We start from the raw sequence: 25,565 nt of genomic DNA, 5'->3' as shown, positions 1-25,565 counted from the left end.
GGATCCTTCCACGCGAGCAGTACCTTCAATGTCGAGCTACAGCGACTACCCCGCATGGAAGGACTCGCCATGACCAGTTCCCCCGCCGACCTGATGCGACGCAACCTTCTCGACGTCTTCAACGAACCCGACCCGGCTCGCCGGGCCGCAGCCATCGCCGAGACCTATACCGAAGATGTGGTGTGGCACGAATCGGACCGAATTGTGCACGGGCGCAAGGATCTCGAACGCCGCGCCGAAGAGTTGCGTGCCGAAAACCCGGACTGGGTCTTCCGACCCGCAGGCCCCGTGTCGGCGCTCGACGACATCGGCCACCTCGGCTTCCGATACGGCCCCGTCGACCAACCGCCGGTGGTCAGCGGCATGGACATCGCTCGTACCAAAGACGGCGTCATCATCGAGCTCTACACCATCGTCACCGAGATCCGTCAGCCGTCCTAGCTTGATGCCGAGATAGCCAGACGGGACCGTCTTTCCGGGTGGGCAGAGATCAAGAAAAGCGAAAAAATATGCGTCCAACTGAGCCGGTGTGGATTCCGCTCCGGTCGAGATGGTCCGGTCCAGGTCCGGGCCGTCTCGACCGGAGCGGAATCCGATGCACCCCGAGTTCTGGTGCTCGCGGAACTCGGGGCGCACCGGTGCGCGGTTCCTGAGTGTCGGCGCATGGCATCTACCTCCCTTTCGGATGCAGCCGGAGGGGCTGGGTCTAGCTGAAGAGCCTCGTGATGAAGGCGTTCATGTTGTCCCGGACTCGCTCGACCTTCGTCTCCACGGTGATGAGGTCTTCGCGATACCGATTGCCCAGTGCGGGCGTTCGCTTGCCACGCGCGTAGAGCGAGCAGGCGAGATCGGTACACATATAGGTGCCGATCGAATTGCCTCGACGACCGGATTCACCCGCCTTGTGCGCGGTCATCAGCGAGACGCCGCGCCCGGTATGCGTGGTCAGGCAGACCGCGCACATCTGGGTCCGACCGGATCCGCCAGTTTCGTAGCGCAGCGCGACGCCGACGAGGCGATCCTCGCGCGGGACGACGAGATAGCCGCGGCCGGGGAGCGACGGATCGCTCCAGCCGAGGAAGTCCAGGTCATCCCACGGCTGCCCGTCCAGATCCCGGGGTACGGGCAACTTCTTGGCGGTGGTCTTGGAACAGTTGATGAACGACGACCTGATGTCGCGTTCGGTGACGACTTTCATGACGGCATCGACTCCTTCGATCGATCGGTGGACAAACCGAAGCGACGCTACCGATGGTCATTAGCTCGGGCAAAGGATTTTCCGTCGCCGCGGCCGAACTCACACGCGACGCATCACCGAGACGACCTTCCCGAGAACCACGGCCTCGTCACCATCGATGACGTCATAGGCCGGATTGCGCGGCTCCAGATAGACGTGCCCATTGCGACGGCGGTAGACCTTGACCGTCGCCTCGCCGTCGATCATCGCGGCGACGATGTCACCCGAATGCGCTTCGTGCTGTTTGCGGATCACCACGAGGTCGCCGTCGCAGATCGCCGCCTCGATCATCGAATCGCCGCGCACGCGCAGGCCGAAAACCGTTCCGCGCCCGACGAGTTCGCGCGGCAGCGTCATCATGTCGTCGGTGTGCTGTTCGGCGAGGATGGGCGTACCTGCCGCGATATCACCGACAACCGGCACCGCCACCGAATCCTGCGACTGCTCCCGCGGCGCGGCGGCCTGCAGGAACATTCGCACGTCGATCGGCCGCGACATCGTCTCACTGCGACGCAGAAATCCCCTGTCCTCCAAAGACTTCAGATGTCTGGAGACCGAGGATGAGGAGCGCAATCCGACGGCGTCGCCGATCTCGCGGGTGTTCGGCGCATACCCGTGCCGCACCACCCAATCGCGAATGGTGGCCAGGATCCGCTGCTGGCGCGGCGGCAGGGTCGAGGTGTCGAGGTGCTCGAAGGCATCGTTGTCGTATCCGGTCACTCGGGAATCGTAGAGGCAGGCACCTTCGCACATCGGCTGGTACCTGCGTGTTCTCCAGCTTTGTCACACCGCGCCCAGCAGCGTCGTCATACCTACGAAGACCTACTGACGCGGCCATCGGCCGATCGAGCTTTGGAGGAACCATGACCACCATCCTGCTGACCGGCGGCACCGGCACGCTGGGCCGCCACGTCACGCCACTGCTGGTGGATGCCGGTTTCAAGATCCGGATGCTCAGCCGCAACGCCCACGAATCGACCGACGGCATCGAGTTCGTAACCGGTGATCTGGTGCAGGGCAGGGGTATCGAGGCGGCGGTCGACGGCGCGGACATCATCCTGCACCTCGCGGGTGGCCCCAAGGGCGATGATGTGGCGACCCAGCATCTGGTTGACGCCGCGGCCAAGGCCGGGGTGCGGCACATCGTCTACATCGGAGTCATCGGCGCCGATAAGCTGCCGATCGGTTACTTCAAGGCCAAGTTCGCGGCCGAGCAAGCCATTATCGAGTCGGGTGTTCCGTTCACCATTCTGCGCGCGGCCCAGTTCCACGATCTGGCACTGAAGACCGCGCGGGGCATGGCCAAGAGCCCGATCGTCCCGGCTCCCGGCGCGGTCCTGTGGCAGCCGGTCGATGCGCGGGAGGTCGCCGCGCGGCTCGTGGAGCTGACTCGCGACGCACCGGCGGGGCGTGTGCCCGATCTGGTGGGGCCGACCGTGTACCCGATGGCCGAGCTGGTCCGCGACTATCTGAAGGCCGAGGGCAAGCGACGGTTGTTCCTGCCGGTACCGGTGCCCGGCAAGGTCGGCCGCGCGTATCGCGCCAAGGAGAACCTGACCCTCGAAGGCGCGACTGTCGGCGAGCTCACCTGGGAGGATTTCCTCGCTGAGCAGGTCGGATAGCACCGTCGGAATAATCGCGTGCGTGCGCCGCGACGGACCTGGTAGGGTCGCGAGCATGAAGCGCGCTGCTGTGACGACGACGCCGGAACCTGTCCCGGCGCGCTGATTGATGTCTTGATCGACAAGCCCCGGGCGAGTGCCCGGGGCTTCGTCTTGTGGTTACTCGCCCTGTCCGCGAGGAGAACCATGCACGACCACCGCAAACTCGGCCGCGAACTCGGCCTCTTCGACACCGACCCGCTGATCGGATCCGGGCTGCCGTACTGGCTGCCTGACGGCGCCACCGTGCGCCACGCCCTGGAGGAGTACATCCGCACCGCGGAACGGCGGGCCGGATACCGGCACGTATATTCGCCGGTACTCGGGAAACGAGAACTCTACGAAATATCCGGGCACTGGTCGCATTACCGCGACGATATGTTCCCGCCCATGGAGTTGGGCGGCGAGCAGATGGTACTGCGCCCGAGCCTGTGCCCACACCACGCGATCATGTTCCGCTCGCGCTCGCACAGCTATCGCGAATTGCCGTTGCGGATGGCCGAATTGGGCGGAATGTATCGCTCCGAACTCTCCGGTGTACTCGGCGGTCTGACCCGGGTCCGCGCCATCCAGCTCAATGACGCGCACATCTTCTGCACCGTGGATCAGGTCGCCGACGAGGTCGCGGGCGCGCTGGAACTGATCCGTCAGGCGCACGCGGCTCTGGGCATCAACCCGACCCGCTACCGGCTCTCGCTGCCCGGTCCCGGCGGGAAATATGTTGCGGCACCGGAACTCTGGCAGCGATCCAGCGCCATGCTGACCGAGGTCCTCGACCGTTCCGGCTTGCCCTACGAATCGGCCGAGGGTGAGGCCGCGTTCTACGGTCCCAAGATCGATATCCAGTTCACCGACGGCGCGGGCCGCGAATTCACCCTCTCCACCGTGCAGGTCGACTTCCACCAGCCGGCACAGTTCGACCTGCACTACATCGGCGCGGACGGCGCGAAGCATCGCCCGGTCATGGTGCACCGCAGCATTATCGGCAGTGTCGAACGCGCCGTCGCGCACCTCATCGAAGTACACGGCGGCGCCTTCCCGGCCTGGCTGGCCCCGACCCAACTGGCCATCCTGCCGGTCTCGGCGGCCGAGGTACCACCCGCCGAGGAACTCGCCCGGCGCTGCCGCGACCTGGGTCTGCGCGCCGAAATCGCCGACCATGAGCTCGGCAGCCTAGGCGCGCGCATCCGCCAAGCCCGCCTGGTCCCCTATCAGGTCGTGATCGGCCCGAAGGAGGTCGCGAACGACCATGTCGCGGTGCGACTTCGGGACGGCCGCCGCATCGACCCGCTGCCCGTCGACGAATTCCTTTCCCCCGTAACCGAACTCATCGCGGCACACAGCACCATGCTGTGGCCGAGCACCGAGATCGATTGAGACCCTTCAACGCTCAGTGGTGAAATGGCCGGCCAGGCGGTCGCACAACGCCGCGAGGCCGGGCGGATCGATGCGTGGCGCATCCGGCCACGCATCGGCGTTCGTCCACGGCACCGACGCGGGCGTGCCGTGTGGGCGGGCGAAGACGTGTTGGTGGAAATGCGCCACACTCAGACCGGTGATCGCCGAGAACACGAATTCCGGTGCCAGCTCACGCTGCAACGCCCGCGCGGCGCGGCGGGCCGCCCAGCCCACCGCCCGCGCCTCGGCGTCGGTCAGGGTGGATAACGTCGGGGCATGCCGCCGGGTCTCCACGAACAGATAGCCCGGCACCGGCATGCCCTCGGTCAGTGGCCGATGCGTCACCAGCACCAGGTCGTCTTCATAGATCACCGGGCCCACCAGCCCACCGATCCCCCGATGCTTATCGCAGATCCGGCATTCGCTCCCCACACCATCACCATAGTTGGCGCGTACCGCCGCCACTTCGATGTCGAGCGTCACCCACCGCCTCGCATATCGGCGAGAACTCCTCCTGCACTTCGTGATATCCCGTTGACGAGGTCGGACCGGGCGCGGACGCCCCGCGGCCCCGCCGCACATTGGGGTTCGTGGCATCGATCAGTGCGGGCTCTTCGCGACACAGTCGGATAGGGGCGGCGGTTTGATCGGAGTTGCGGAACTCGTCATGCCGCGACGCTAGTCACCGCCGGCGTCCACACAAGGGGTTGCGATCAGTGAGAATTAATACCAATGACTAGGCGCAGCCGCCGGGCACGACCAGCACGCCGACCGCGCCGACGCCCAGATGCACGCCGAGGGTGGGCCCGAATTCAGCGACGATCATTTCGCGGATTCCGGGAACCAGATCGCGGAGTTGGGTGGCGACGGTATTCGCCGCGTCCGCCGCGCCGAGGTGTTGGACGGCGACGGCGGCACCGTCCTCGCCCGCCGCATCGAGCGCTGCCGCAACGAGTTTGGCGTAGGCCTTGGAGCGGGTGCGGACCTTCTCCCGCAGTTCGAGGCGGCCCTCGACGATCTGCAACAGCGGTTTGCTCACCAGCTCACTGCCGAAAAAGGCTGCGGCGCTGCTCAATCGGCCGCCGCGGCGCAATTGCTCGGTCCGGTTCACCAGGATGAAGGTGCGCGATCGGCTCGACGCGGCGACAGCGGTGTCGTAGACGACATTCAAGGCCGCACCGTCGTGCGCGCGGCGGGCGGCGGCCAGCACCGGCAGGCCGGTGGCCAGGCCCGCGCCGAGCGAGTCGACCAGCCGAACCCGGTCGGCGGCATCCATATCGCGGACCGCCTGCCGGCCCGCCTCCCAGGTGCCGGAGAGTTGGCGCGAAATGTGCACCGCGACAACGCCATCCCCATTGCTCAGCTCGAGCGCCCGCTCGTAGGCGGCGCGCAGTTCGCCGGGTGAGGCCGCCGAGGTCGTCACGGTCTCGGAGGCGTAATCGATATCGATGGCGTCGACGCCTTCGCGGATGGCGCGGTCGCCGACCAGAACGTGCAGCGGGACAACGGCAATGTCCAACTCACCGACGAGTTCGGCAGGGAGGCTGGCGGACGAATCGGTGACGACCACAACGGCCACGGACTACCGAACTTCCTGCAGGGTCTTCACCATCGAATTCGCGACCGCGGTATGCCCGGCCCAACCCCAGTGGATGCCGTCCGGATTCGCCTCACCGGAAAAGATGTTGTCGCGCACCGCGTCACCGAGATCGACCAGCGGTACCGAGGTCTTCGACGACCAGGCGCGCAGCGCTTGCACCGCACGCTCGCGGCCGCTGTGCACGCGCCCGTAGGCAGCGCAGTCGTGCACCGACGGCAGCACCGCGACGACCGGCAGATCGGGACGCAATTGGGCCAGCGCTTCCCGCGACTGCTCGAGGTAGTCCACGCTCACCTTCGGCGGTAACGCCACGGGCCGACCGAGTTTCGACAGCTTCGGCTGCAGCCAGTTGTAGGTGGCGCGCACAGCGCGACGCAGCACGGGCGGGCGCACATAGCGGATCAGCTCGCGCAACGCGGTCGGCAGCGGCGAGGGCAAGGTGTCCATCCCGCCGACGGCGAAGACGACCGCACCCGCGCGCGGCACCGCGGCCCACACGCGGGGGTCGCCGATCAGCGCCCAGTAGGCGTCGCGGCAGGTCCAGCCGATCCGCCCGATCAGCTCGACATCCCAATCGAGTTCGGCGCCAACCAGGTTCGGCCAGATCTTCGGATGGTCCGCGGGCAGACCGCCCTTCGGGCCGAAGTAGGATAGCGAGTCCGCGATCACCAGCAGCACCGGCCGATCCGACTTCTGCGGTTCGTCGGTCGACGCGGATTCCTCAACGGGCACAACGCCATCGCCGACAACCGGTGCCGCGGAATCGGCCGCGCTCGGCGCGACGCCAGCCAGCACGGGTTCGGCGATGACTGCGGAATCCGCTATAGCAGACGCGGCCTCGTCACCGCTGGCAGATAACACCGCAGACGCGTCGGCTACGGATTCCACTGCGGCGGTGACTGCCTCGCCCGCAGGCGCTGCACCGCCGGTCACGGACTCGGCCACAGTTTCGACGACCACAGTTTCGACGACCACAGTTTCGACGACCACAGTTTCGACGACCACGGTTTCAACAGCCACAGTTTCGACAGCCACAGTTTCGACAGCCACAGTTTCGACAGCCACAGTTTCGACAGCCACAGTTTCGACAGCCACGGTTTCAACAGCCACGGACTCGCCCGTATCGGATGCCGCCGCAACACCTTCCGGTGGCTCATCCGCCGGCGCCGCGGGCTCCGCACCGGAACCGGACTCGGCGGCAGGCATGACAGGCTCGTCGGCCCCTTCGCCGGACTCGGCCGACACCGAATCATCGTCCTCGGTCTCGGACGTGTCCGATTCGGCCGGTTCGGCCGGCTCCGGCTTCTTCGCCGGGGGAGGTCCGAATAGGGCATCCGGAATCGCCCGTTCGGGCTTCGCCGAAACCCGACGAAACATTTCGTCCGGTACCTGACGAACCGGTTCTTCAGAGGACATCCGGGGCCACCTTCGCCAATGCGTTCCACACATCTAGGCGCCAACCAGGTTGATCGATGCTCGGGCCATGGCTACTCAGCTGCACCCAACTGGTATTGGCCAATCCCCCAAGGGCAGGCCAATTCCGCGGCGGCAGGTCGAGCAGCGCGGCCGTGAGGGCGGCGATCAGCCCGCCGTGCGCCACCAGGATGATAGACCGGCCGGGCCAATCCTGCCGCTCGGCGAACAATTCTCGAACGACGGGCAGCGACCGCGCGCCGACTTCGAGCTTGCTCTCGCCGCCCGGCGGGGTATAGGCCGCGTCCAACCGCCAGGCCACCCGCGCGCCCGGATAGTCGGCGTCGACCTCCAGATGGGTCAATCCCTCCCAGTCGCCGAGGTTGGTTTCGCGCAGCCGCGGATCCAGGACCACCGGGACATCGGCGTGCTCGGCCAGTGCCGAGGCGGTATCGAACGCACGCCGCAGATCGGAGGAGACGATGGCGATCGCGTTGCGCGAAACCAGTTCGCGCGCAGCCTCTTTCGCCTGACGACGGCCGAGTTCGGTGAGATCGGTGTCGATCTGCCCCTGCATCCGGTCCGCGGCGTTCCATTCGGTCTGCCCGTGCCGCAACAGGATCAGCGTGCGGACGCCGGCATACTTGTTCACTCGGAGTCTTCCTCCGCCTCGCCGTTCACCGCCACGGTGTCGTGTTCTGCCGCAGCATGTTTGAACACATCACTACCCGCCGAGATCCCGTCCACCGGAACCACCGGGCAGTCCTTCCAAAGCCGCTCCAGCGCATAGAAATTGCGTTCGTCATTGTGCTGGATGTGCACGACTACATCGACATAGTCCAGCAGCGCCCAGCGGCCCTCCCGGGTGCCCTCGCGGCGGACCGGCTTGTGCCCGGCCTCACGCAGCTTCTCCTCGACGTTGTCGACGATGGCGTTGACCTGACGCTCGTTCGGCGCGGAAGCGATCACGAAGCAGTCGGTGATCACCAACTGCTCGGACACGTCGAGCACCACGACGTCGGAGGCCAGCTTCTCGTCCGCCGCACGGGCGGCGACCTGCGCCATCTCCACCGACTCGATAGATGCGCTCAATTACTTACCTTCCACTCCTACGGGCACGTATAAATGCCGTTTCGATATGTACTGCACTACGCCGTCGGGCACGAGGTACCACACCGGCCGGTTCTCCGCGGCTCGACGACGGCATTCACTCGATGAGATCGCCAACGCCGGGATCTCGATCATGGTCACCGCGTCGACCGGCAGGTCACGCAGATGCTCCTCGAGATGATCGGTGTTCAGCTCATACCCCGGTCGGCTCACCCCGACGAACTTCGCCAGTTCGAACAACTCCGCCCAATCCTGCCACGTCAAGATGTTGGCGAGTGCGTCAGCTCCGGTGATGAAGTACAGCTCGGCGTCGGGATGCTTGGTACGCATCTCGCGCAGCGTGTCCACGGTGTAGGTGACCTTGCCCCGGTCGATATCGGCCCGGCTGACCGAGAATCGGGGGTTGGAGGCGGTCGCGATCACGGTCATCAGGTAGCGATCCTCGGCCGGGCTGACCTGCTTATCGGCCTTCTGCCACGGCTGTCCGGTAGGGACGAAGATCACTTCGTCCAGCTCGAACCGGTTCGCGACCTCACTGGCCGCGACGAGGTGGCCGTGGTGGATGGGGTCGAAGGTGCCACCCATCACCCCCAGCTTGCGTCGACGCCGACCGTTCTCCTGCATGAGTGCCGAGCTTAACCGGTCGGTTCGGCCCGACCTGGGTCGACGCCGTCGCCCGGGCGGTCAACTGCTGACGACCGCCCGCAAACCCGGCTTCAGCACCGCGTCGAGTTCGGACCACGGGATGGTGAGGTCGATATAGCCCAGCGCGTGCGAGGCGATCTCCCCGACGTAGACGCGCAGGCCGTCGGGCGTGGCAAGCCAGTCCTGGAAGTTCTGCACGGTCGGGGCGATGCGCTGCTCGTCGTAGGCGTTCGTGCCGACACGCGTCTTCGGGAGCTGCGCCGCCGCCTGCGTCGACAGCACCTCCAGGCCCTTGTCGAGATCGGTGAACAGGTCCGGCAGGGTGAGTGCCTTCCCGGTGTCGATATCTGTCACATGGGTGCGCTTATAGGTGGTCGGATGCGTCCAGCCGTCGTCGACTTCGATGCCGAGCACACCGCTGAGCACATGGCCGCCGATATGGGCGACCTCGCTGTTGAACCCCTTGACCTTCTGTTTCTCCGCCGCGCTCCGCACGAACGGATCCACCTCGGCGCGCATACCGTCATTGAAATCGGTACGCGCGTCGGCCTTTCCGCCGTCCACCTGCGGCAGATCGACGCTATAAAACGGGCCTTCGAGCCGGATCGAGGTCGCGGTGAAGCCCGATGCCGCGGACGAGTCGGCCCGATCGTCGGACCCGCAGGCCGTGAGCACGACCATCAGCACGCTGAGCAGGACAGCGGCAGCGGTCTTCCTCATTCAGCCTCCCTAGCTCGTCCGTGCCCGAGAAGCTACCACCGCGACCTGATCGTCAGCTGCTCACCACCGCTCGCATCCCCGGCTTCAGCACACTGTCCAGCGCGGCCCACGGCACGGTGACGTCGATATTGCCCGCGGCGTGCGAGGCGATCTCACCGAGGTAGATGCGCATGCCCTCCGGCGTGGCGACCCAGGTCTGGAAGTGCTCGGCCACGGGGGTGAGCTGGCCGCGGTCGTAGCCCGTCGCCCTCGGGTTCTGCTCGACGAGGGTTTCGGCCGCCGTCGAGAGCGCGTTCAGCCCCTGCTGCAGATCGGTGAACAGTTCGGGCAGGCCGATCGCCTTACCGGTTTCGATATCGGTGACGTGTGCGGAATCGAAACTGTTCGGGTGTGCCGCATGCGCGCTGTACATGATGGTGACCAAGTGCCCGCTGAGTACATGCGCGCCGATATGCACGACCTGGCTGTCACCGCCGGTGACCGAATCGCCTGGTGAGCTGATGCGCCCGATCCACACCCGCGCCGCGTCCTGCATGGCCACGTTGAATTCGGTTCGCGCGTCGGCGTTTCCACCGGCGACCTGCGGTACGTCGAGTTTGTAGCCGTCACCTTCGAGATGCAGGGTGGTCGCGGTGAAGGGCGCGGTGGGATCGGCCTGAGGAGATCCGGCGACGGACGTCGGCGTGCTGGTCGACGGCGTACCCGCCACGGTCGAGGTCGCCGACGGCGATCCGGCGCCGGTCGTGGGCGATCCGTCCGGCCCACAGGCCGTCAGCACAGCGGCGGTGGCCAGCGCACCGAGTGCGGCAGCGGTCTTTTTCATCTGGAACTCCGAATCGACATCACACCGAGGCGATCCCGGTGTCATCGACAACGATGCCGATCCGGCCTATCAATTCCCTTACAGTCCACAAACGGCCGTCAGTCCGCCTCGCTGACGTCGCTCTGCATATCCGCGAGTTGACTGCGGGTGTTCAGGAGTTCGGTGTTGACCTCGGCCGACGGAGAAGTCTGCGCCAGCTCCTCCAGTTCCGCGAGCAGTCCACGCATCGTCGCCAGCCATGGCCGATCCGGCGCCATGCCGTTGCCGTAGAGCTGCAGCCAGGCGGCCGAGCGCAGGCATCTGGCGCGCGAGCCGATGCGGCCGAGCTCGCCCCACAGTCGGGCCGCGCGTAGGAAGGCGGCGACCGCTTGTTCGTCCTCACCGCAGAAATCCAGGACCGACGCCGCCGACCAGGCCAGCTCGGCCGCCAACTCGACGCGATCGGGATCGTTGTCGACCAATCGAGCGCCCTCGACGAATTGCCGCGCCGCGTCACGGTAGCGGTTGAGCTTGCGCAGGGATTCGCCGTACTGGCGGCGCAGGATCGCCATCTCGGCGGGCGGATAGGGCATCGCACCGGCCGCGAGCGGCTGTTCGAACAGCGCGGCCGCTTCGCCGTACCGCCCGGCCCGGTGCAGCGCCCGTGCGGCGACAAAGGTGAGGTGTTCCGCGTCCGCGGTCGAGATCGGCTCCCAGCGCGCGGCCGCGGTCAATGCCGCGTCGGCCAATTCGAATTCCCGGCCCGGCTGCCCGGACAGCGCCATGACGAGCTGGGAACTGAGGCGCGCGATATGTTCGGCGGGTAGAACAGTCGCGCCGATCGAGAGTGCCTGCCGCAGATACTGTTCGGCGTCCTCCGGATCGTCGACGAGTCGCTGGGCGGCCAATTCGGCCAGTTGCTGTGCGTCCTCGGCCTGCTCCGCGGACGTGTTGGCGACTGGCTCGATGGCAGCAACCTTGCGCGGCAAGGTGTTTCGCACACCGAGCGGGAGCTGGTCGACCAGCGGCCGCTGAGCGAGCCGGGCTGCGATCCGATCGCCGACCACCGTACTGCCGTTGCGGGCGTCGTATCGTGCGGTCAGCTCGTCGATTTCGACGGTCAGGTCCGCGCGCACCGAATCCACCGTTCCCGCACCGACTTCGAGACCACCGTGACCGAGCTCGGTCAATCGCCGCAGCAGCACCCAGACACCCGTGATGAAGGCGAGCCGGATGGCGACGTCGGCGCCGGGGTCGGTGAGCCACGCCGTATGTTCGGCCAGGATTTCGAGCCCGCGTGCCTCGTTCCCGGTCAACGCACAGAACTCGATGTGCTCGCCCACCGAGCGGCGCAGATCCGGAAGGTGGCGTACCAGTGGATAACCCGTCAAATACGCGCTGCGCGCCTCGGCGGCGCGACCGGTACGCAGCATCGGCAGCAACGCCTGCCCGAGCACCCGGTGCGGCTGCTCGGCACAGCTGCGCGCGCCGTCGATGACCGGACCCCAGCACTCCAGCGCGGCCTCGTCATCGCCGGCCTGCGCGTAGTTCGCGCCCCATTGGTCGCGTTCGCAGGCGTCGCAGTCGGACATACTGTCGCGCGGCGCGGCACGGGCCGCGTCGAGCAGCTTCGCCGCCGCGTCGTGCTCACCCAGTTCGCGGGCCAGGTCCGAGCGCAGCGCGAGCACCGGCCGAGCACTGTATCCGCGCTGCCGGTAACGGCTTTCGAGTTCGTCGAGCCAGCGATAGGTGGTCCGCAGTGGCACCGCTGGGTTCTCGATCAGGCCCCAGGTCAGCCATTTCAGGTACCAGTGCACCGAATGCGTCATCGGACCGAGTTCGGCGGGGAATTCGTCGTAGATCCGCAGCAGCCTGCCGTAGGCGACCGGGGCCAGATCGCGTTCGCCCGCATAGGCATAGGCCTTCGCCAGCTCCAACAGGACACTCCCCTCCAGTGCCCGGTCGGGAGCCGATTTCGCTGCGGCGGCAAGGGTTTCCAGGCGTTCGGTGCGGCCGCGTCCGTGCGGCAGCGAACGGCTCTGCACCAGTGCCGTCTGGATCTCGGAGGTGTCCATCTCAGGCCTCCCCCGCGGACTCGCCCGCCGCGTGCCGGGTCGCCCAGCTGAGGAATTCACCGAACGCGCGGTTGAGCAGCGCGGTGTCGGCCGGGCGCAGCGGCCGGTGCGTCATCAATAACGCCTGGCCGTACAGCGATTCGAGCGCGGTCTTCAGGAAGGCGGGATCGCCGATCCGACTCAGTCGGCGCACCACCGGACTGTGGTGGTTCAGTACCAACTGGGCGCGCGGTGCGCTGGCCTCGAGGGCGCCGAGGATTTCGCCCCAGAGCTCGGCCGCGTCGGCCGCGGTGTCGACCCGCGTTCGTTCATTGCGGGCACCGCGACTGTCCAGATGTAGCGCGGGCACCGAAACCGGATGGAACGCACGCAGAATCACATCGCAGGACAGCGGATCCAGTGCGATGCGGGCGGCGGCGAGCACTGGGGCCAGCGCCAGTTCATCGGCCGGGTCGACCAGGTCCAAGGCGGCGGTGACCGCGTCCGCGTCCAATTCGGTCACCGTCACGCCGGGCAGGATCGAGGGCAGCAGGGCGAGCAGTTCCGCGTCATAGGTGTAGCCGCCATTGACGACGCCGATGCCCTGCGCGGCCGCCGTCGCGGCCACCTGGCGGAACTCCTCCACCGTCGCCGTCACCCGCACCGCCGGATGGTTGCGCGCGAATTCGGTCAGCGGAACCCGGCCATCGGTCGTCTCGAACAACAAGTGCGGCAACATGATCCGCAGCATGTCCGGGGAATGCCGGGCCATCGCCTTGACCCCGAGCGCGTGCACGGACAGGAAGGTGGCCAGTCGCTCGGGCTGTTCGGCGGCGATTTCGGTGAGCCAGTCGCGCATTCGGTCGCCGAGGCTGTCGCGGACGATGGCGAGACGTTCGTCCTCGTAGAGTCCCTCCCGCGAGGCGGTCGGCCGCAGGCTGTCGGTGTCGATCACGCAGCGCACGAAAAAGGCCCAGTCCGGCAGCAATCCGCGCACCGCGTCACCGAGCAGCATGCCCTTGAGATACACCCGGTGCGCGCTGCTTTCGGCCGGATTGCCCGGCTGCGACAGGACGAAGGCGACGCCGCTGAGTCCCGCCAATTCGGCATCGAGATCGATCACATCCAGCGGAGTGAAGCCGAGTACTCGCTCGCCATATTCGAACAGCGCGGCGCGACGCTGAGCCGGAGACGCGTAGTTACGCTGCCATACCGGCCGCCTGTCGGTGGCGCGTAGTCCCGCGCCGTTCGCCTCGACCGTCACCTCATAGGGCAGCAGCGACCCGTAATCGCGGACCAGTTCCAGCACCCGTCCCGGCGCGAACCAGGGTTCCGCACCGGCACGCGGCGTGAGATGCACTGTGGTGCCGGGGTTTTGATGGTCTTCCGGGTCGAGCGAGCGAAGCGAGTAGGTGCCGTCGGCGGCGGCCAGCCATTCGACGGGTGGTGCGGCCGGATCGCCGGCCGAGCGGGTGACCACCCGGACGGTCTCGGCGACGGTGAAGCAAGCCAGCAGCCCGATGCCGAACTGCCCGAGGAACTCTCGCCGGGCGCCCTCGATATCGTCACGCTTCGACGAATGTCCGATAGTCGCGAGAAAGCGGTGCACATCCGACTCGGTGAGACCGATGCCCGGATCAGATATCCGCAGACCGGATTCGTCGATGACGAAACGAATCGCGGTGGGGGCCAAGGGATCGAGCTGCTTGCGCGCGGTAACGGCGTCGACCGCGTTCTGCAACAGCTCACGAATGTAGACCCGCGGGCTCGAGTACAGGTGATGCGACAGCAGGTCCACTATCCCGCGTAAATCGACCTGGAACGAATAACTCTGGTCCGGCCCACTCCCCTGACCCGACCCACCACCCTGGCCCGACCCGGCCCGTGCACCATCCGGCGTGCTCTTCACCATGCGACGAATCTTGGTGTCCAGCGCCAACGATCCGCTTAAGGAAAGCTGATGGCCGCGACCATCGGTTTTGTTAACCGGTCGGACGCTTGGATTTGGGGAGCTTGCGCACCACCACGTCATAGGACTGATCGATCAGTTCGCGCAGTTCGTCCGCGGGCACCGCCCCGTCCAGCTTGATGGTGTTCCAGCCATAGCGGCCGATATACGCCGATGCCGCGACATCTTCGGGGTAGATCAGCACCAGTTCATCGGCCTCGGCCCGATTGGCACCGCATTTGAGCCCGACCGACGCCGACCCGAGGAAGGCGAAGATCTTATCGGCGACCTTCGCGACGATATCGCCTTCCCACGGCTCATCCTGCCAGGCACCGGGTTTGGCGAGACAGTACTTCAGCAGGTCGGCCTCGTTCAAAGCTCGCTCCTCACACCGGAAGTAGTCGGGACACCACCGCGGTCAGTTGTTTGGCCGAGCGGCATTCGTGCATCTCGATCACTTGCTGATACTTGTCGGCGGCGGAATCACCCGAACCCCAATTGGTGCGCATCTCGGGGTTGAGCCAGTGTGCGTGCTTGGCGGTACGCACCAGTGAGCGCAGCGTATCCAGTTCCGGATCACGGTAATTCGTGCGCGCGTCCCCCAGAATCAGCAGCGAGCTGCGGGCGGTGACCGCATCGGGGAAGTCCTGCGCGAATCCGGCCAGTGCGCTGCCGTAGTCGGAATGTCCGTCCAGGCCGACGACATCCGCCTCAGCGAAGATCCGGGCCATCGACTTGTCCAGCTGGGTGTTCGGATCGAAGAACCGGGTCACCTCATCGGTCCGGTCCACGAAGGCGAAGATGCGCACCCGCGAGAACTGTTCGCGCAGCGCGTTGACCAGCAGCAGCGTGAAGTTGCTGAACCCGGCCACCGAACCGGACACATCGCAGAGCAGGACCAGCTCCGGACGGCCGGGCCGCGGCTTGCGGTTCACCAGGTCGATCGGCACACCGCCAGTCGACATGGACTTGCGCAGCGTCTTGCGCATATCGATCTCGCCACGGCGAGCATGCCTGCGCCGCACGGCAAGCCGGGATGCGAGGATCCGGGCCAGTCGTTGGGTGCTGCGCCGCATCTCGGCCAACTCGGTCTCCGAGGCACGCAGGAAGTCGACATCCTCCACCTGCCGCTTGACGCTGTAGCTCGCCACGCGTTCCCGGCCGATCCGCTCGGCGACCCGCCTGCGCGTCTCCGACTCCACGCTCTCGCGGAAATCATCGATACGCTGCCGGGCTGTCCTTCGCGCGACCTCGGTATCGAAATCGCTGGTATCAGGCCCGGCGCCGAGCCCGGCCAGGATCTTGGCCAGCAGTGTTTGCGGCTGTACGTCTTTCAGCGCCTGGTACGCCGAATACGATGGGCCGCGCGCAGATTGGTACTGCCCCAGCTGTTCGACGATCTGTGCCGCGAGCAGTTCCAGCCGCCGCCCCGCATGTTCGTCGGTCAGCAACTCGGCGAGCAATTCGCGCAGTGCCTGGATATCGACCTCACCCGTTGGCGTGCGCGGGATCTCGATATCATCGATGTCACCGCCACGATCACCGAGCGCGGCCGGGAACCACAGATCGAACAGCCCGTCGAAGGTGCTGCGATGGGTGGTGCGGCGCAACAGCGCACATGCCAAGCCCTCGCGCAACACGTCGCGGTCCAGCAGATCCAGTACGGTCACCACCCGGCCCGCGTCCACGGTCTCCGACGGCCCCACCGGAATACCACGGGCCCGCAACGCCTCGACGAAACTCACCAGATGCCCCGGAATCCCGTGCGGCGCACTGAAGTCCGTGGGCACCGATCCCGGCGTCATGGCTCAGGCCAGCTTCAGCTCGGCCAGCGCGCGCTGGTGGTCGGCCTGGTGTTTGAGCACGACACCGAGGGTGGCGCGCACCGTGGTGTCATCGAGATCCTGCAGGCCAAGTGCGAGCAGCGTGCGGCCCCAGTCGATGGATTCGGCGACACTCGGCAGCTTCTTCAGCTGCATACCGCGCAGCACGTGCACGATCCGCACCAGCTGGGCGGCGACCGCGGCGGACAGCTCCGGCACCCGGCTGGCCAGGATGCGGCGCTCGAGTTCCTCGTCCGGGAAGTCCAGGTGCAGGTAGAGGCAGCGACGCTTGAGCGCCTCGGACAGTTCGCGGGTGGCGTTGGAGGTCAGCACGACGAACGGTTTGCGGGCCGCGATGATGGTGCCGAGCTCCGGGACGGTGACGGCGAAATCGCTGAGCACCTCGAGCAGCAGACCCTCGATCTCGACGTCGGCCTTATCGGTCTCGTCGATGAGCAGCACGGTCGGATCGGTGCGCCGGATCGCGGTCAGCAGCGGCCGCGACAGCAGGAACTCCTCGGTGAAGACGTCTGCCTTGGTTTCCTCCCAGTCGTTTTCGCTGGAGGCCTGGATGCGCAGAATCTGCTTGGCGTGATTCCACTCGTACAGCGCGCGGGCCTCGTCGACGCCCTCATAACACTGCAGGCGAACCAGTTCCGCGCCTGCCGTCTGCGCGACCGCCCTGGCCAGTTCGGTCTTGCCGACACCGGCCGGGCCCTCGATGAGCAGCGGCTTACCGAGACGGTCGGCCAGGAACACCGAGGTCGCCGTGGCCTTATCGGCCAGGTACCCGGTCGTGGCCAGCTGCTCGATCACATCGTCGACCGATGTAAAAATCGGCTCCTGCACTGCGCTATCGGTAGCCACGTGGCGTCCTTCCTTCCAAACTCACCCCTCACGCTACGGGACGGTCCGAAGCAAGTGATCAGCGGTTCTTACGCCGAAAGAATTCGGCTCCCCGCTAGACCGGGCGGATCTGACCGTCGCCCCAGACGATCCACTTGGTGGAGGTCAGCTCGGGCAGCGCCATCGGGCCGCGGGCGTGCAGCTTCTGGGTGGAGATGCCGATTTCGGCGCCGAAGCCGAACTGCTCGCCGTCGGTGAAGGCGGTGGAGGCGTTCACCATGACGGCGGCGGCGTCGACGCGGCTGGTGAATTCGTTGGCCGCGGCCAGCTCACCGGTGACAATGGCCTCGGTGTGGCCGGTACCCCAGGTGTTGATGTGCTCGACGGCCGCGTCCAGATCGGCGACGACCTTCAGCGCGATATCGAGCGTGAGGTACTCCTCGCCCCAGTCCTGATCGTTGGCGGGTACCAGGCCTGGCAGGTCACCGTGCACGGTGACGCCGTGGCGCTCCAGCGCCTGGATCAGCCGCGGCACCGCGGTGGTGGCGATGGCATCGTCGATGAGCACCGTCTCGGCGGCATTGCAGACGCTGGGACGGCGGGTCTTGGCGTTGATCAGGATCTGCTCGGCCATCTCCAGATCGGCGGCGGCATGCACGTAGACGTGGCAGTTGCCGGTGCCGGTCTCGATGGTCGGCACCTGCGCGTCGCGGACCACCGCGTTGATCAGCCCGGCGCCGCCGCGCGGGATCACCACGTCGACCAGGCCGCGGGCCTGGATCAGGTGGATCACGCTGGAGCGGTCGAAGCTGGGCAGCAGCTGCACGGCATCGGCCGGAAGATCCTGCGCGACAAGCGCTTCCCGCAACACCGCGACCAGCGCGGCATTGGAGTGCGCGGCCGAGGAGGACCCGCGCAGCAGTGCGGCATTGCCGGATTTGAGCGTCAGCCCGAAGGCGTCGACGGTGACGTTCGGCCGGGCCTCGTAGACCATGCCGACCACGCCGAGCGGCACCCGGACCTGCCGGATCTCCAGCCCGTTCGGCAGCGTCGAGCCGCGCAGGACCACCCCGATCGGATCGGGCAGTCCGGCCACCTGGCGCAGCCCGGAGGCGATGCCATCGATGCGCGGCTTGTTCAGCCGCAGCCGATCCAGCAGCGACTCCTCGATCCCCGCCGACTTGGCGGCCAGTTGATCCTCGACATTGGCATCGAGCACGGAATCGGCCGCCGCGAGCAACGCGTCGGCGGCCGCATGCAGCGCCTCGTTCTTCTGCGCTGTGGTCAGCTGCGCGAGGACACGCGAGGCGACGCGCGCCCTCCGCGCGGCATCGTGCACGATCTCGCGGACATCCTGGCCGGTCGCCGTTCCTACCGTCATGGGTACAGCTTACTGACCAGCCCGGCAGCAGGCCGGACTGGCCTGAGCGCCCAATTCCCGCCATCCGGCGGTCCATCGGCCGAGTCCGTACCGCGGCGGGCGTACGCGGATTATCTTGGGATTCATGCCCAACATGCCGGATCGGATCCCGGCCGAAGGTGCCCACGATGCGTTGATCGGGCACCTCGAGGCCCATATGGTTGCCCTGTCCTTCGTGGACAACGCCGGGATAACCAGAGTGAAGACCGTGCCGAAGGGGCGGCTGGCGCACGCCGCCAGATACGGCATCGGCGTTTCGCCTTGTTTCGAGACGTTCACCTTCGACGATCTGATGTCCGTCGGCCGATACCTCGGCGGACCCGATGGCGATCTGCGCCTGATCCCCGACCTGTCCCGGTTGACCGAACTCGCCTGTCAGCCGGGCTGGGCGTGGGCGCCCGCCGATAAGTTCACCCAGGACGGCACCCGCTTCGTCGCCTGCCAGCGCGCCTTCGCGACCCGGCAGGCCGAGGCGGCGCAGGAGTCCGGTCTGCGGCTGTCGATGGCGTTCGAGACGGAGTGGGCGGTCGGCCGCGCCGATGCCGAGCACGATTTCGTTCCAGCCATGTACGGACCCGCCTACAGCATGATCCGGCTGAGCCAGGTGGCCGAATACGCCAGCGATCTCGTCGCGGCCTTGGAGCGCCAGGAGATCGCCGTCGATCAGTTCCATCCCGAATACGCACTCTCGCAACTGGAGTTGTCGGTCGCGCCCAATGATCCGGTCGCGGCCGCCGACGACGCGGTCCTGGTCCGGCACACGATCCGGCAGATGAGCGCGCAATACGGCTGGCGCGCGCTGCTCGCGCCGTGTATCGAGCCCGGCGGCGCGGGTTCCGGTGCGCACCTGCATCTTTCGCTGCACGACGAGCAGGGACCGCTGCTGGCCAAGGGCGAAGGCCCCTACGGCATGCGCCGCGTCGGCGAGGCGTTCCTGGCCGGTGTGCTGCGTGAACTGCCCGCGCTGGTCGCGGTCGGTGCGGGCAATCCGGCGAGTTTCCTTCGACTGCAACCCTCGCGGTGGGCCGGGGTCTGGCAATGCTGGGGCCGGGAGACGCGGGAAGCGGCCCTGCGCTTCATCACCGGTGTGCAGGGCACCGAGGAGTGGGCGGCCAATGCGGAGATCAAATGTTTCGACGCGACCGGTAACCCGTATCTGATCGTCGGCACGGTCATCGCCGCCGGACTCGCGGGTGTCGCCGAAGAACTGCGGCTACCAGCCGAAATCATTGGTGATCCGATGGGATTCGACGCCGAACGACTCATGCTGTCCGGTGTGCGTCGACTGCCCACCAACCCGCTCGAGGCTGCCGACGCACTCGCGGACTCCAAGGTGCTCGCCGAGGCCCTGGGCGTCGAAATGCACGACGCCCTGCTCACCGTGCGCCGCGCCGAGGCCGAACGCTATCGGGATATCAGCCCCGCCAAGCTGGTCGAGCTGACCCGCTGGCGGTTCTAGCGTGCTGACCGATGGGGTCGCGCTCACCGATCACCACTGTCACGGCGTCGTAGCGGCGGATCTGGACCGGCCCGGTTTCGAGCGGCTGCTCAGCGAAGGGCAGCGCGGCACGTTCGATTCGACGATCGGTCTCGCGGTAAGGCGTTGGTGCGCACCAGTTCTCGACCTCGCGCCACATGCCGATCCGGCGGAGTACCTGACGCGGCGGGCCGAACTCGGCTGGCGCGAGGTTTCCACGCGGCTGCTACGGGCCGCGGGCACGACCCGCTGGTTCCTCGATACCGGATTCGGCGGCGGGACATCGGAATTCGCGGCCTCGGCCGGTGGCGAGGTACGCGAGATCGTCCGGCTCGAACAGGTCGCCGAACAGGTCATCGCCGAGAACGGCACGACAACACTGCCGTTCGAGGAGATCGAAGCCGCGCTGCGCGAACGCGCCCGAAATGCCGTCGGCCTCAAGACAATCGTCGCGTATCGATGCGGACTGGACTTCCCGCTACGCGACTCTCCCCCGGCAATCGTCGCGCAGTCGCGCCTGACCGACCCCGACATCCTGGGGTGGTTGGTCGGACTCGGCGTCCGCATCGGCGTCGAATTCGGCCTGCCACTGCAATTTCACACCGGTTTCGGTGACACCGACCTGCGGCTGCACCGCGCCGATCCACTACTGCTCACCGATTTCCTGCGCACCACCGCCGGCTCCGGTCTATCGGTAATGTTGTTGCACTGCTGGCCTTTCCACCGCAACGCCGCCTACCTCGCACACGCCTTCGAGCACGTCCGGCTCGACCTCGGCCTCACGATTCCCTATGTGGGACAACGATCCACGGCCGTACTCGCCGAGACACTCGAACTGGCCCCCTTCGACTCGATGCTCTACTCCTCCGATGGCTACGGACTTCCTGAGCTGCACTACCTCGGCGCACTCCTCTGGCGACGCGGGCTCGGCCGCCTACTCGACGAGTGGATCGGCGAGGATGTCATCACCCCCGCCGACGCCGAACGACTCGTGATCGCGATCGCCCACGGGAATGCGGCGAGGGCCTACCCCGAGTGATGCAGTCGTGCCCGCACGGCAGCAAGCTCCTCGGCGATTCGTTCGCGATCGAACTGCGTCAGGCGGCGAATCTGCATATCGAGCACCACGGTCGTCTGCGACTGGGTGAACCCGAACCTGGCCACAAGATCACGCTCGGCCTGCCGCTGATCGGTGCAGCCAGCGACGAGCGCGACCAGTTCGTCGCGGCGGTCCAACGCCGTCGCAAGAGCCGTCAGCAACTCCAGGCGTTCGCGATCCTTCGCAACCGCGCGTGATACACCCTGCGTCACCAGCGTCTCATCTCCTCCGGAGCCTCAGAAACCACCTTCAGACAAGTACCAGCCGAGAACTCTCAGACTACGCCGTCCGCGACCCAGAACCCGTTCGCGCCGCACCAGCCAGCAATTCGGTGTGACTCGCCGAACCGACCGCCGCTAAGGGGCACGATCGAACCGGAACAGGTCTCGGCAACGATTGTTTTCCGCTACTTCCGCGCCGCCGTCTTTCGGTAGTTCCGCTCGGAATGGTATCGGCGACCGGTGGTGGGTTCGGGATGCACGTTTCAGTGAGATGGCCTACAGGGCAGGAGGATTCGCGAACAGTGATACGAGTGAAGCGCAGGTGGGAGGTCTTGTTCCGGGATACGCTTGTGGTATGGATACCTCGGCGGCAGTCCCGAACCCGCCAGTGGCTGTTTTCCGGGGAGTACGGCACGCAGGCACGGTTCCGGAGCTGAACGATCGGATCCGGGCCGCGGCGCAGGGGGCCGCTTCGCTGTTGGCCGCGGTACCGACCCACGCCGGTCCGGTCGAGCGCACCTCGGCGTTGCGGCGGGCAGTGGCGTCGCGGCGGCGGTACTCATGATGATCGCGTGCGGGCTCGGTGATCCCATCGCGTATCTGGCGGAGAAGTCCGGTGCGCTGGTGCAGGATGTCGTGCCGGTGCGGGGAAAGGAGGCCTTCTCGGGCAACGCCGGGTCGGTGCTGCTGACCTTCCACAACGAGAATGCCTTTCACCAACACGAACCCGACTACGTGCTGCTGCTGTGCCTGCGCGCCGATCACGACCGGACCGCTGGTCTACGCACCGCCTGCTTGCGCGAGGTGCTGCCACTGCTGAGCGCCGCCGGCCTGGACGCGCTGTTCGCGGCGGAGTTCCGCACTGCGCCACCGCCTTCCTTCGGCTCGGACAACACGGCATGCACGCCGAAACCGTTACTCTCCGGTGCGCCCGAGGATCCCGACATCAGGATGGCGACCATCGCGACAACGGCACTCACCCCCCGCGCCGAAGCCGCGCTCGCCGAATTCGGCCGAGTCTGCGACACCGTCGCCCATACCACCAAGCTCACTCCAGGCGACCTGGCCATCGTCGACAATCGCGTGACAGTTCACGGCCGCACCGCCTTTCGGCCCCGCTACGATGGCGCAGACCGCTGGTTGCAACGCACCTTCGCCGTCGCCGACCTGCGTCGCTCCCGCGATCACCACACCCACGATGGCTACATCATCACGCGCTGACTCGCGGCTAGGTCTGGGTGGCCAATACGAACGGCAGCACTGCTGTCGCCCCTGCCTGTCGTAGCGCGTGGGCGGCGACGGTGAGCGTCCAGCCGGTATCGGACAGGGCGTCGACGAGCAGGATGGGGCCGTCGACCGAGCTCAGGTCCGGGATGAGCCAGGAGTCGAACAGGCCCGCGACGCGATGAGCGGAGTTCGCGGCGGAAACCGGCGGCTGGTCGGGGCGCAGTTGTAAGGTGCCGAGGTCGCGCAGCCGGCCGACTTCGGCGAGACGGGCGGCCAGGGTGGCGGTGAGCACCGGGTAGCGGTGCGATTCGAGGGCCAGCACCGAGGTCGGGCGGGTCGTCCAGTTCCATTCGCGCAGCACGGCGATGCAGGCGTCGAAGACCGCATCCGGGACCGGATCGTCGGGGGCGTCGAGGAGGGTGCGCAGGCGTTGGCCCCAGCCGAGGTCGGTGAGCCTGCCGAGTGCGCGGCCGGTCTCCGCGCCGCCGGTGATCTTGCCGGACAGCGGGATACCGAGTTTCGACATTCCGGTCGGCCATTGTTTGCGCGCGGCCAGATCGAGACCGGGCCGGTCGAGGCGGGCGCGGGTCGTGGCGATCGCTGTCGCGTCGACGGTGGTGTCGAGCCGGGTGCCGGTGCAGTTGTCGCAGCGGCCGCAGCCGGGTGCGTCGCCTTCCAGTGCGGGCAGTCCCGGGTCGTCGAGCTGGCGGCGCAGGAACTGCATGCGGCAGCCGGTGGTGCGCTGGTAGTCGATCATCGCCTGCTGTTCGACCTCGCGGGCCGCGGCGAGGCGTTCGTAGCGTTCGGTGTCGTAGGTCCACGGCTGCCCGGTGGCGATCCAGCCGCCGCGGACCCGCCGCACCGCGCCGTCCACATCGAGCACCTTGAGCACCATCTCCAGCCGCGAGCGGTTCAGCTCGACCAGCGGCTCCAACGCGACGGTCGACATCGCCCGGTCGAAATCCAGCGCGTCGAGCACCGCGCGCACGATGTGTTCGCGCGGAAAGGCGACGGAGGCGAAGTAACTCCAGATCCTGGCGTCTTCGGGTCCCGGCAGCAGCACCACTTCGGCGCGGTCGGTGCCGCGACCCGCGCGACCCACCTGCTGGTAGTAGGCGATGGGCGAGGACGGCGCGCCGACGTGCACCACGAAACCCAGATCCGGCTTGTCGAAGCCCATGCCGAGCGCCGAGGTGGCGATCAGCGCCTTCACCTCGTTGTTCAACAGCGCCGCCTCCAACACCTCACGTTCGGCGGTATCGGTCTGCCCGGTATAGGCGGCGACATTGTGGCCGTGCGAATTCAGCACGTCGGCGAGGTCGTGCGCGGCGGCGACGGTGAGGGTGTAGACGATGCCGGAGCCCGCCAGATTGCCGAGGTGCCCGCTCAGCCAGGCGGTGCGTTCGACCGCGTCGTCGAAGCGCACCACCGACAGGTGCAGCGATTCGCGATCCAGGGTGCCGCGCAACACCAGCGTGTCCGTGCCGATCTGGGTCGCGACATCGGTGACCACCCGGTCGTTGGCGGTCGCGGTAGTGGCGAGCACCGGCACGTCGGAGCCGAGATCGGCGATCAGGGTGCGAATGCGGCGGTAGTCGGGCCGGAAATCGTGGCCCCAGTCCGAGACACAGTGCGCCTCGTCGATCACGACCAGTCCAGCGTCGGCGGCCAGCTTGGGCAATACCTGGTCGCGGAAATCCGGATTGTTCAGCCGCTCGGGGCTGACCAGCAGCACGTCCACATCGCCCGCCGCCACCCGATCGTGAATCTCATCCCATTCGGTGACATTGCCGGAGTTGATGGTCGCCGCGACGACGCCCGCGCGCTCGGCCGCCGCGACCTGGTTGCGCATCAGCGCGAGCAGCGGCGACACGATCACCGTCGGCCCACGCCCAGCGCGCCGCAACAGCTTGGCCGCGATGAAGTACACCGCCGATTTGCCCCAGCCGGTGCGCTGCACCACCAGCGCCCGCCTGCGCTGCACGATCAGTGCCTCGATCGCGGTCCACTGGTCCTCCCGCAGCGTCGCTCGCGGTCCTGCCAGGTCGCGCAGTAGCTCCTCGGCCCGCTCGCGCAGGTCGGGAGCGGTGAGGTCGATCGCTGACGTACCGGCCGCCGTGGTCATGGGCTCCATCGTGCCCGATACCACCGACATCGATCCGAACTACCTTGGCCGAGGTCATGGAAGCCGTGGCCGCCACGTCGGTGGAAATGGCGAAATACCCCTGGGTAACGGCCAAGGGAGTGAGATCATTGCTCCGCACCGTGGGACCGCGCAGGAGGTAACCGTGACCAACTACGATCCGCCCCCGGGTTGGTCTCCGCCCGGTTCCCAATTCCGCAGTACCGGCGGGTTCGGAAGGACCCTCTTCGGCGTTCTGGTCGGTCTGGTGGTGACACCGGTCGGGATCGGGCTGGCCGCGCATGCGGCGCTGGATACCCGGCAGTGGGTCATCCTCGGGTCCGCGGTCAATCGGGCCGAGTCGACTTTCCAGATTGTCGGCGGGGCGCTGCTGTTGTTCTTCGTGGCCGCGCTGGCCGCGTACGCACCGGCCGGGACGGTACTGGCCGGGCTGGTCTGGGGTGTGGTGCCGGGATTCGTGTACTTCCTGTCCCCGGACGACATCTGGCGGACCATTCACGACGATCTGCCGATGTTGTCCGATGAGATGCGGTTAGCGCTGATCACCTGGGTGGCGAACGGATACGCATTCATTCTCGGGCTACTCCTGCTCGGCGCGGGCGTCGCGGGTACGATGCGGCGGCGCTGAATACTTCGGGACGAATTGCGGTGGGGCTCACTGCAATTCGGCCCTGCCCGATCGGCGCAGTTCGGTCGGGGAAGTTCACCGGATTGATCAGTG

General features: G+C 66.9%; 26 protein-coding genes. 8 read left to right on the top strand and 18 right to left on the bottom strand.

Annotation, left to right across the window (positions count from 1 at the left end):
* The first annotated feature begins 69 nt into the window (after window positions 1-69).
* The gene (locus OG874_RS01270; protein WP_330253276.1) at window positions 70-441 is read left to right on the top strand and encodes a nuclear transport factor 2 family protein; all 372 of its coding nucleotides are present in this window, start codon (window positions 70-72) and stop codon (window positions 439-441) included.
* A gap of 265 nt (window positions 442-706) precedes the next feature.
* Here the strand turns inward: OG874_RS01270 and OG874_RS01265 are convergent, their stop codons facing one another.
* Complete coding sequence (locus OG874_RS01265; protein WP_330253275.1) at window positions 707-1,198, bottom strand: FBP domain-containing protein; 492 nt, start codon at window positions 1,196-1,198, stop codon at window positions 707-709.
* A gap of 99 nt (window positions 1,199-1,297) precedes the next feature.
* A complete protein-coding gene (lexA, locus tag OG874_RS01260; protein WP_330253274.1) occupies window positions 1,298-1,990 on the bottom strand; it encodes a transcriptional repressor LexA in 693 nt (230 codons plus the stop codon).
* Between the two features lie 110 nt (window positions 1,991-2,100).
* On the opposite strand from lexA, the gene OG874_RS01255 reads away from it, so the two are divergent.
* Both OG874_RS01255 and thrS read left to right on the top strand, forming a co-directional pair.
* Window positions 2,101-2,859, top strand: coding sequence for an SDR family oxidoreductase (locus OG874_RS01255; protein WP_330253273.1), 759 nt, complete (start codon window positions 2,101-2,103; stop codon window positions 2,857-2,859).
* A 114-nt stretch (window positions 2,860-2,973) separates the two neighbouring features.
* The gene (thrS, locus tag OG874_RS01250) at window positions 2,974-4,275 is read left to right on the top strand and encodes a threonine--tRNA ligase (RefSeq protein WP_330253272.1); all 1,302 of its coding nucleotides are present in this window, start codon (window positions 2,974-2,976) and stop codon (window positions 4,273-4,275) included.
* 6 nt (window positions 4,276-4,281) lie between these two features.
* On the opposite strand, the gene OG874_RS01245 is transcribed toward thrS, so the two are convergent.
* The 14 genes from OG874_RS01245 to OG874_RS01180 all read right to left on the bottom strand — a co-directional run bounded on the left by OG874_RS01245 (window position 4,282) and on the right by OG874_RS01180 (window position 18,638).
* Window positions 4,282-4,779, bottom strand: coding sequence for an HIT family protein (locus tag OG874_RS01245; protein WP_330253271.1), 498 nt, complete (start codon window positions 4,777-4,779; stop codon window positions 4,282-4,284).
* A gap of 253 nt (window positions 4,780-5,032) precedes the next feature.
* On the bottom strand, window positions 5,033-5,875 hold the full coding sequence (locus OG874_RS01240) for a DegV family protein (protein WP_330253270.1): 843 nt from the start codon (window positions 5,873-5,875) through the stop codon (window positions 5,033-5,035).
* Window positions 5,876-5,878: 3 nt separating this feature from the next.
* Window positions 5,879-6,628, bottom strand: a complete 750-nt coding sequence (octT, locus tag OG874_RS01235; protein ID WP_330257684.1) for a diglucosylglycerate octanoyltransferase — start codon at window positions 6,626-6,628, stop codon at window positions 5,879-5,881.
* 673 nt (window positions 6,629-7,301) lie between these two features.
* The gene (locus tag OG874_RS01230; protein ID WP_330253269.1) at window positions 7,302-7,961 is read right to left on the bottom strand and encodes a histidine phosphatase family protein; all 660 of its coding nucleotides are present in this window, start codon (window positions 7,959-7,961) and stop codon (window positions 7,302-7,304) included.
* Window positions 7,958-8,401 carry a ribosome silencing factor gene (rsfS, locus tag OG874_RS01225; protein ID WP_330253268.1) on the bottom strand — a complete coding sequence of 148 codons (444 nt, stop codon included), beginning with the start codon at window positions 8,399-8,401 and terminating at the stop codon, window positions 7,958-7,960. The genes OG874_RS01230 and rsfS overlap by 4 nt, the downstream gene beginning before the upstream one ends.
* Entirely contained in the window at window positions 8,402-9,043 is a 642-nt protein-coding gene (gene nadD, locus OG874_RS01220; RefSeq protein ID WP_330253267.1) for a nicotinate-nucleotide adenylyltransferase, read from the bottom strand.
* Window positions 9,044-9,103: 60 nt separating this feature from the next.
* On the bottom strand, window positions 9,104-9,784 hold the full coding sequence (locus tag OG874_RS01215; protein ID WP_330253266.1) for an RsiV family protein: 681 nt from the start codon (window positions 9,782-9,784) through the stop codon (window positions 9,104-9,106).
* 52 nt (window positions 9,785-9,836) lie between these two features.
* Window positions 9,837-10,607: an RsiV family protein gene (locus tag OG874_RS01210; protein WP_330253265.1), complete on the bottom strand. Its 771-nt coding sequence runs from the start codon at window positions 10,605-10,607 to the stop codon at window positions 9,837-9,839.
* 98 nt (window positions 10,608-10,705) lie between these two features.
* Window positions 10,706-12,661, bottom strand: a complete 1,956-nt coding sequence (locus tag OG874_RS01205) for a hypothetical protein (RefSeq protein ID WP_330253264.1) — start codon at window positions 12,659-12,661, stop codon at window positions 10,706-10,708.
* Window position 12,662: 1 nt separating this feature from the next.
* Window positions 12,663-14,552, bottom strand: a complete 1,890-nt coding sequence (locus tag OG874_RS01200; protein ID WP_330253263.1) for an HSP90 family protein — start codon at window positions 14,550-14,552, stop codon at window positions 12,663-12,665.
* A gap of 70 nt (window positions 14,553-14,622) precedes the next feature.
* Window positions 14,623-14,964 (bottom strand): MmcQ/YjbR family DNA-binding protein, encoded by a 342-nt coding sequence (locus tag OG874_RS01195; protein WP_330253262.1) that lies wholly within the window; start codon window positions 14,962-14,964, stop codon window positions 14,623-14,625.
* A gap of 10 nt (window positions 14,965-14,974) precedes the next feature.
* Window positions 14,975-16,393 carry a vWA domain-containing protein gene (locus OG874_RS01190; RefSeq protein WP_330253261.1) on the bottom strand — a complete coding sequence of 473 codons (1,419 nt, stop codon included), beginning with the start codon at window positions 16,391-16,393 and terminating at the stop codon, window positions 14,975-14,977.
* Between the two features lie 3 nt (window positions 16,394-16,396).
* Window positions 16,397-17,278, bottom strand: a complete 882-nt coding sequence (locus OG874_RS01185; RefSeq protein WP_330253260.1) for an AAA family ATPase — start codon at window positions 17,276-17,278, stop codon at window positions 16,397-16,399.
* A 94-nt stretch (window positions 17,279-17,372) separates the two neighbouring features.
* Window positions 17,373-18,638 carry a glutamate-5-semialdehyde dehydrogenase gene (locus tag OG874_RS01180; protein WP_330253259.1) on the bottom strand — a complete coding sequence of 422 codons (1,266 nt, stop codon included), beginning with the start codon at window positions 18,636-18,638 and terminating at the stop codon, window positions 17,373-17,375.
* A gap of 124 nt (window positions 18,639-18,762) precedes the next feature.
* Here OG874_RS01180 and OG874_RS01175 point away from each other — a divergent pair, with 124 nt between their 5' ends.
* Window positions 18,763-20,136, top strand: coding sequence for a glutamine synthetase family protein (locus OG874_RS01175; protein WP_330253258.1), 1,374 nt, complete (start codon window positions 18,763-18,765; stop codon window positions 20,134-20,136).
* 1 nt (window position 20,137) lies between these two features.
* On the top strand, window positions 20,138-21,193 hold the full coding sequence (locus OG874_RS01170; RefSeq protein WP_330253257.1) for an amidohydrolase family protein: 1,056 nt from the start codon (window positions 20,138-20,140) through the stop codon (window positions 21,191-21,193).
* Here OG874_RS01170 and OG874_RS01165 read toward each other — a convergent pair.
* Window positions 21,181-21,465, bottom strand: a complete 285-nt coding sequence (locus tag OG874_RS01165; protein WP_330253256.1) for a DNA gyrase subunit A — start codon at window positions 21,463-21,465, stop codon at window positions 21,181-21,183. The two genes, OG874_RS01170 and OG874_RS01165, sit on opposite strands and share 13 nt — an antisense overlap.
* Before the next feature lie 364 nt (window positions 21,466-21,829).
* Here OG874_RS01165 and OG874_RS01160 point away from each other — a divergent pair, with 364 nt between their 5' ends.
* Entirely contained in the window at window positions 21,830-22,039 is a 210-nt protein-coding gene (locus OG874_RS01160; protein ID WP_330253255.1) for a hypothetical protein, read from the top strand.
* Window positions 22,036-22,695, top strand: coding sequence for a TauD/TfdA family dioxygenase (locus OG874_RS01155; RefSeq protein ID WP_330253254.1), 660 nt, complete (start codon window positions 22,036-22,038; stop codon window positions 22,693-22,695). Before OG874_RS01160 ends, OG874_RS01155 begins: the two co-directional genes overlap by 4 nt.
* A gap of 7 nt (window positions 22,696-22,702) precedes the next feature.
* Here OG874_RS01155 and OG874_RS01150 read toward each other — a convergent pair whose 3' ends face one another.
* Window positions 22,703-24,826: a RecQ family ATP-dependent DNA helicase gene (locus tag OG874_RS01150; protein WP_330253253.1), complete on the bottom strand. Its 2,124-nt coding sequence runs from the start codon at window positions 24,824-24,826 to the stop codon at window positions 22,703-22,705.
* 163 nt (window positions 24,827-24,989) lie between these two features.
* Here OG874_RS01150 and OG874_RS01145 point away from each other — a divergent pair, with 163 nt between their 5' ends.
* The gene (locus OG874_RS01145; protein ID WP_330253252.1) at window positions 24,990-25,472 is read left to right on the top strand and encodes a hypothetical protein; all 483 of its coding nucleotides are present in this window, start codon (window positions 24,990-24,992) and stop codon (window positions 25,470-25,472) included.
* Window positions 25,473-25,565: the final 93 nt, after the last annotated feature.

Origin of the sequence: Nocardia sp. NBC_00565 (assembly GCF_036345915.1) — a bacterium.
Classification (GTDB): Bacteria; Actinomycetota; Actinomycetes; order Mycobacteriales; family Mycobacteriaceae; genus Nocardia.
Note: the sequence above shows the minus strand (reverse complement) of the source record. Positions and strands in the feature narration are given on the sequence as shown.

Bases quoted from the DNA above. Each gene is read 5' to 3' on its own strand.
- OG874_RS01270 (WP_330253276.1), top strand. From the start codon at position 70: ATGACCAGTTCCCCCGCCGACCTGATGCGACGCAACCTTCTCGACGTC.
- OG874_RS01265 (WP_330253275.1), bottom strand. From the start codon at position 1,198: ATGAAAGTCGTCACCGAACGCGACATCAGGTCGTCGTTCATCAACTGT.
- lexA (WP_330253274.1), bottom strand. From the start codon at position 1,990: ATGTGCGAAGGTGCCTGCCTCTACGATTCCCGAGTGACCGGATACGAC.
- OG874_RS01255 (WP_330253273.1), top strand. From the start codon at position 2,101: ATGACCACCATCCTGCTGACCGGCGGCACCGGCACGCTGGGCCGCCAC.
- nadD (WP_330253267.1), bottom strand. From the start codon at position 9,043: ATGCAGGAGAACGGTCGGCGTCGACGCAAGCTGGGGGTGATGGGTGGC.
- OG874_RS01215 (WP_330253266.1), bottom strand. From the start codon at position 9,784: ATGAGGAAGACCGCTGCCGCTGTCCTGCTCAGCGTGCTGATGGTCGTG.
- OG874_RS01210 (WP_330253265.1), bottom strand. From the start codon at position 10,607: ATGAAAAAGACCGCTGCCGCACTCGGTGCGCTGGCCACCGCCGCTGTG.
- OG874_RS01205 (WP_330253264.1), bottom strand. From the start codon at position 12,661: ATGGACACCTCCGAGATCCAGACGGCACTGGTGCAGAGCCGTTCGCTG.
- OG874_RS01200 (WP_330253263.1), bottom strand. From the start codon at position 14,552: ATGGTGAAGAGCACGCCGGATGGTGCACGGGCCGGGTCGGGCCAGGGT.
- OG874_RS01190 (WP_330253261.1), bottom strand. From the start codon at position 16,393: ATGACGCCGGGATCGGTGCCCACGGACTTCAGTGCGCCGCACGGGATT.
- OG874_RS01180 (WP_330253259.1), bottom strand. From the start codon at position 18,638: ATGACGGTAGGAACGGCGACCGGCCAGGATGTCCGCGAGATCGTGCAC.
- OG874_RS01175 (WP_330253258.1), top strand. From the start codon at position 18,763: ATGCCCAACATGCCGGATCGGATCCCGGCCGAAGGTGCCCACGATGCG.
- OG874_RS01160 (WP_330253255.1), top strand. From the start codon at position 21,830: ATGGATACCTCGGCGGCAGTCCCGAACCCGCCAGTGGCTGTTTTCCGG.
- OG874_RS01155 (WP_330253254.1), top strand. From the start codon at position 22,036: ATGATGATCGCGTGCGGGCTCGGTGATCCCATCGCGTATCTGGCGGAG.
- OG874_RS01150 (WP_330253253.1), bottom strand. From the start codon at position 24,826: ATGACCACGGCGGCCGGTACGTCAGCGATCGACCTCACCGCTCCCGAC.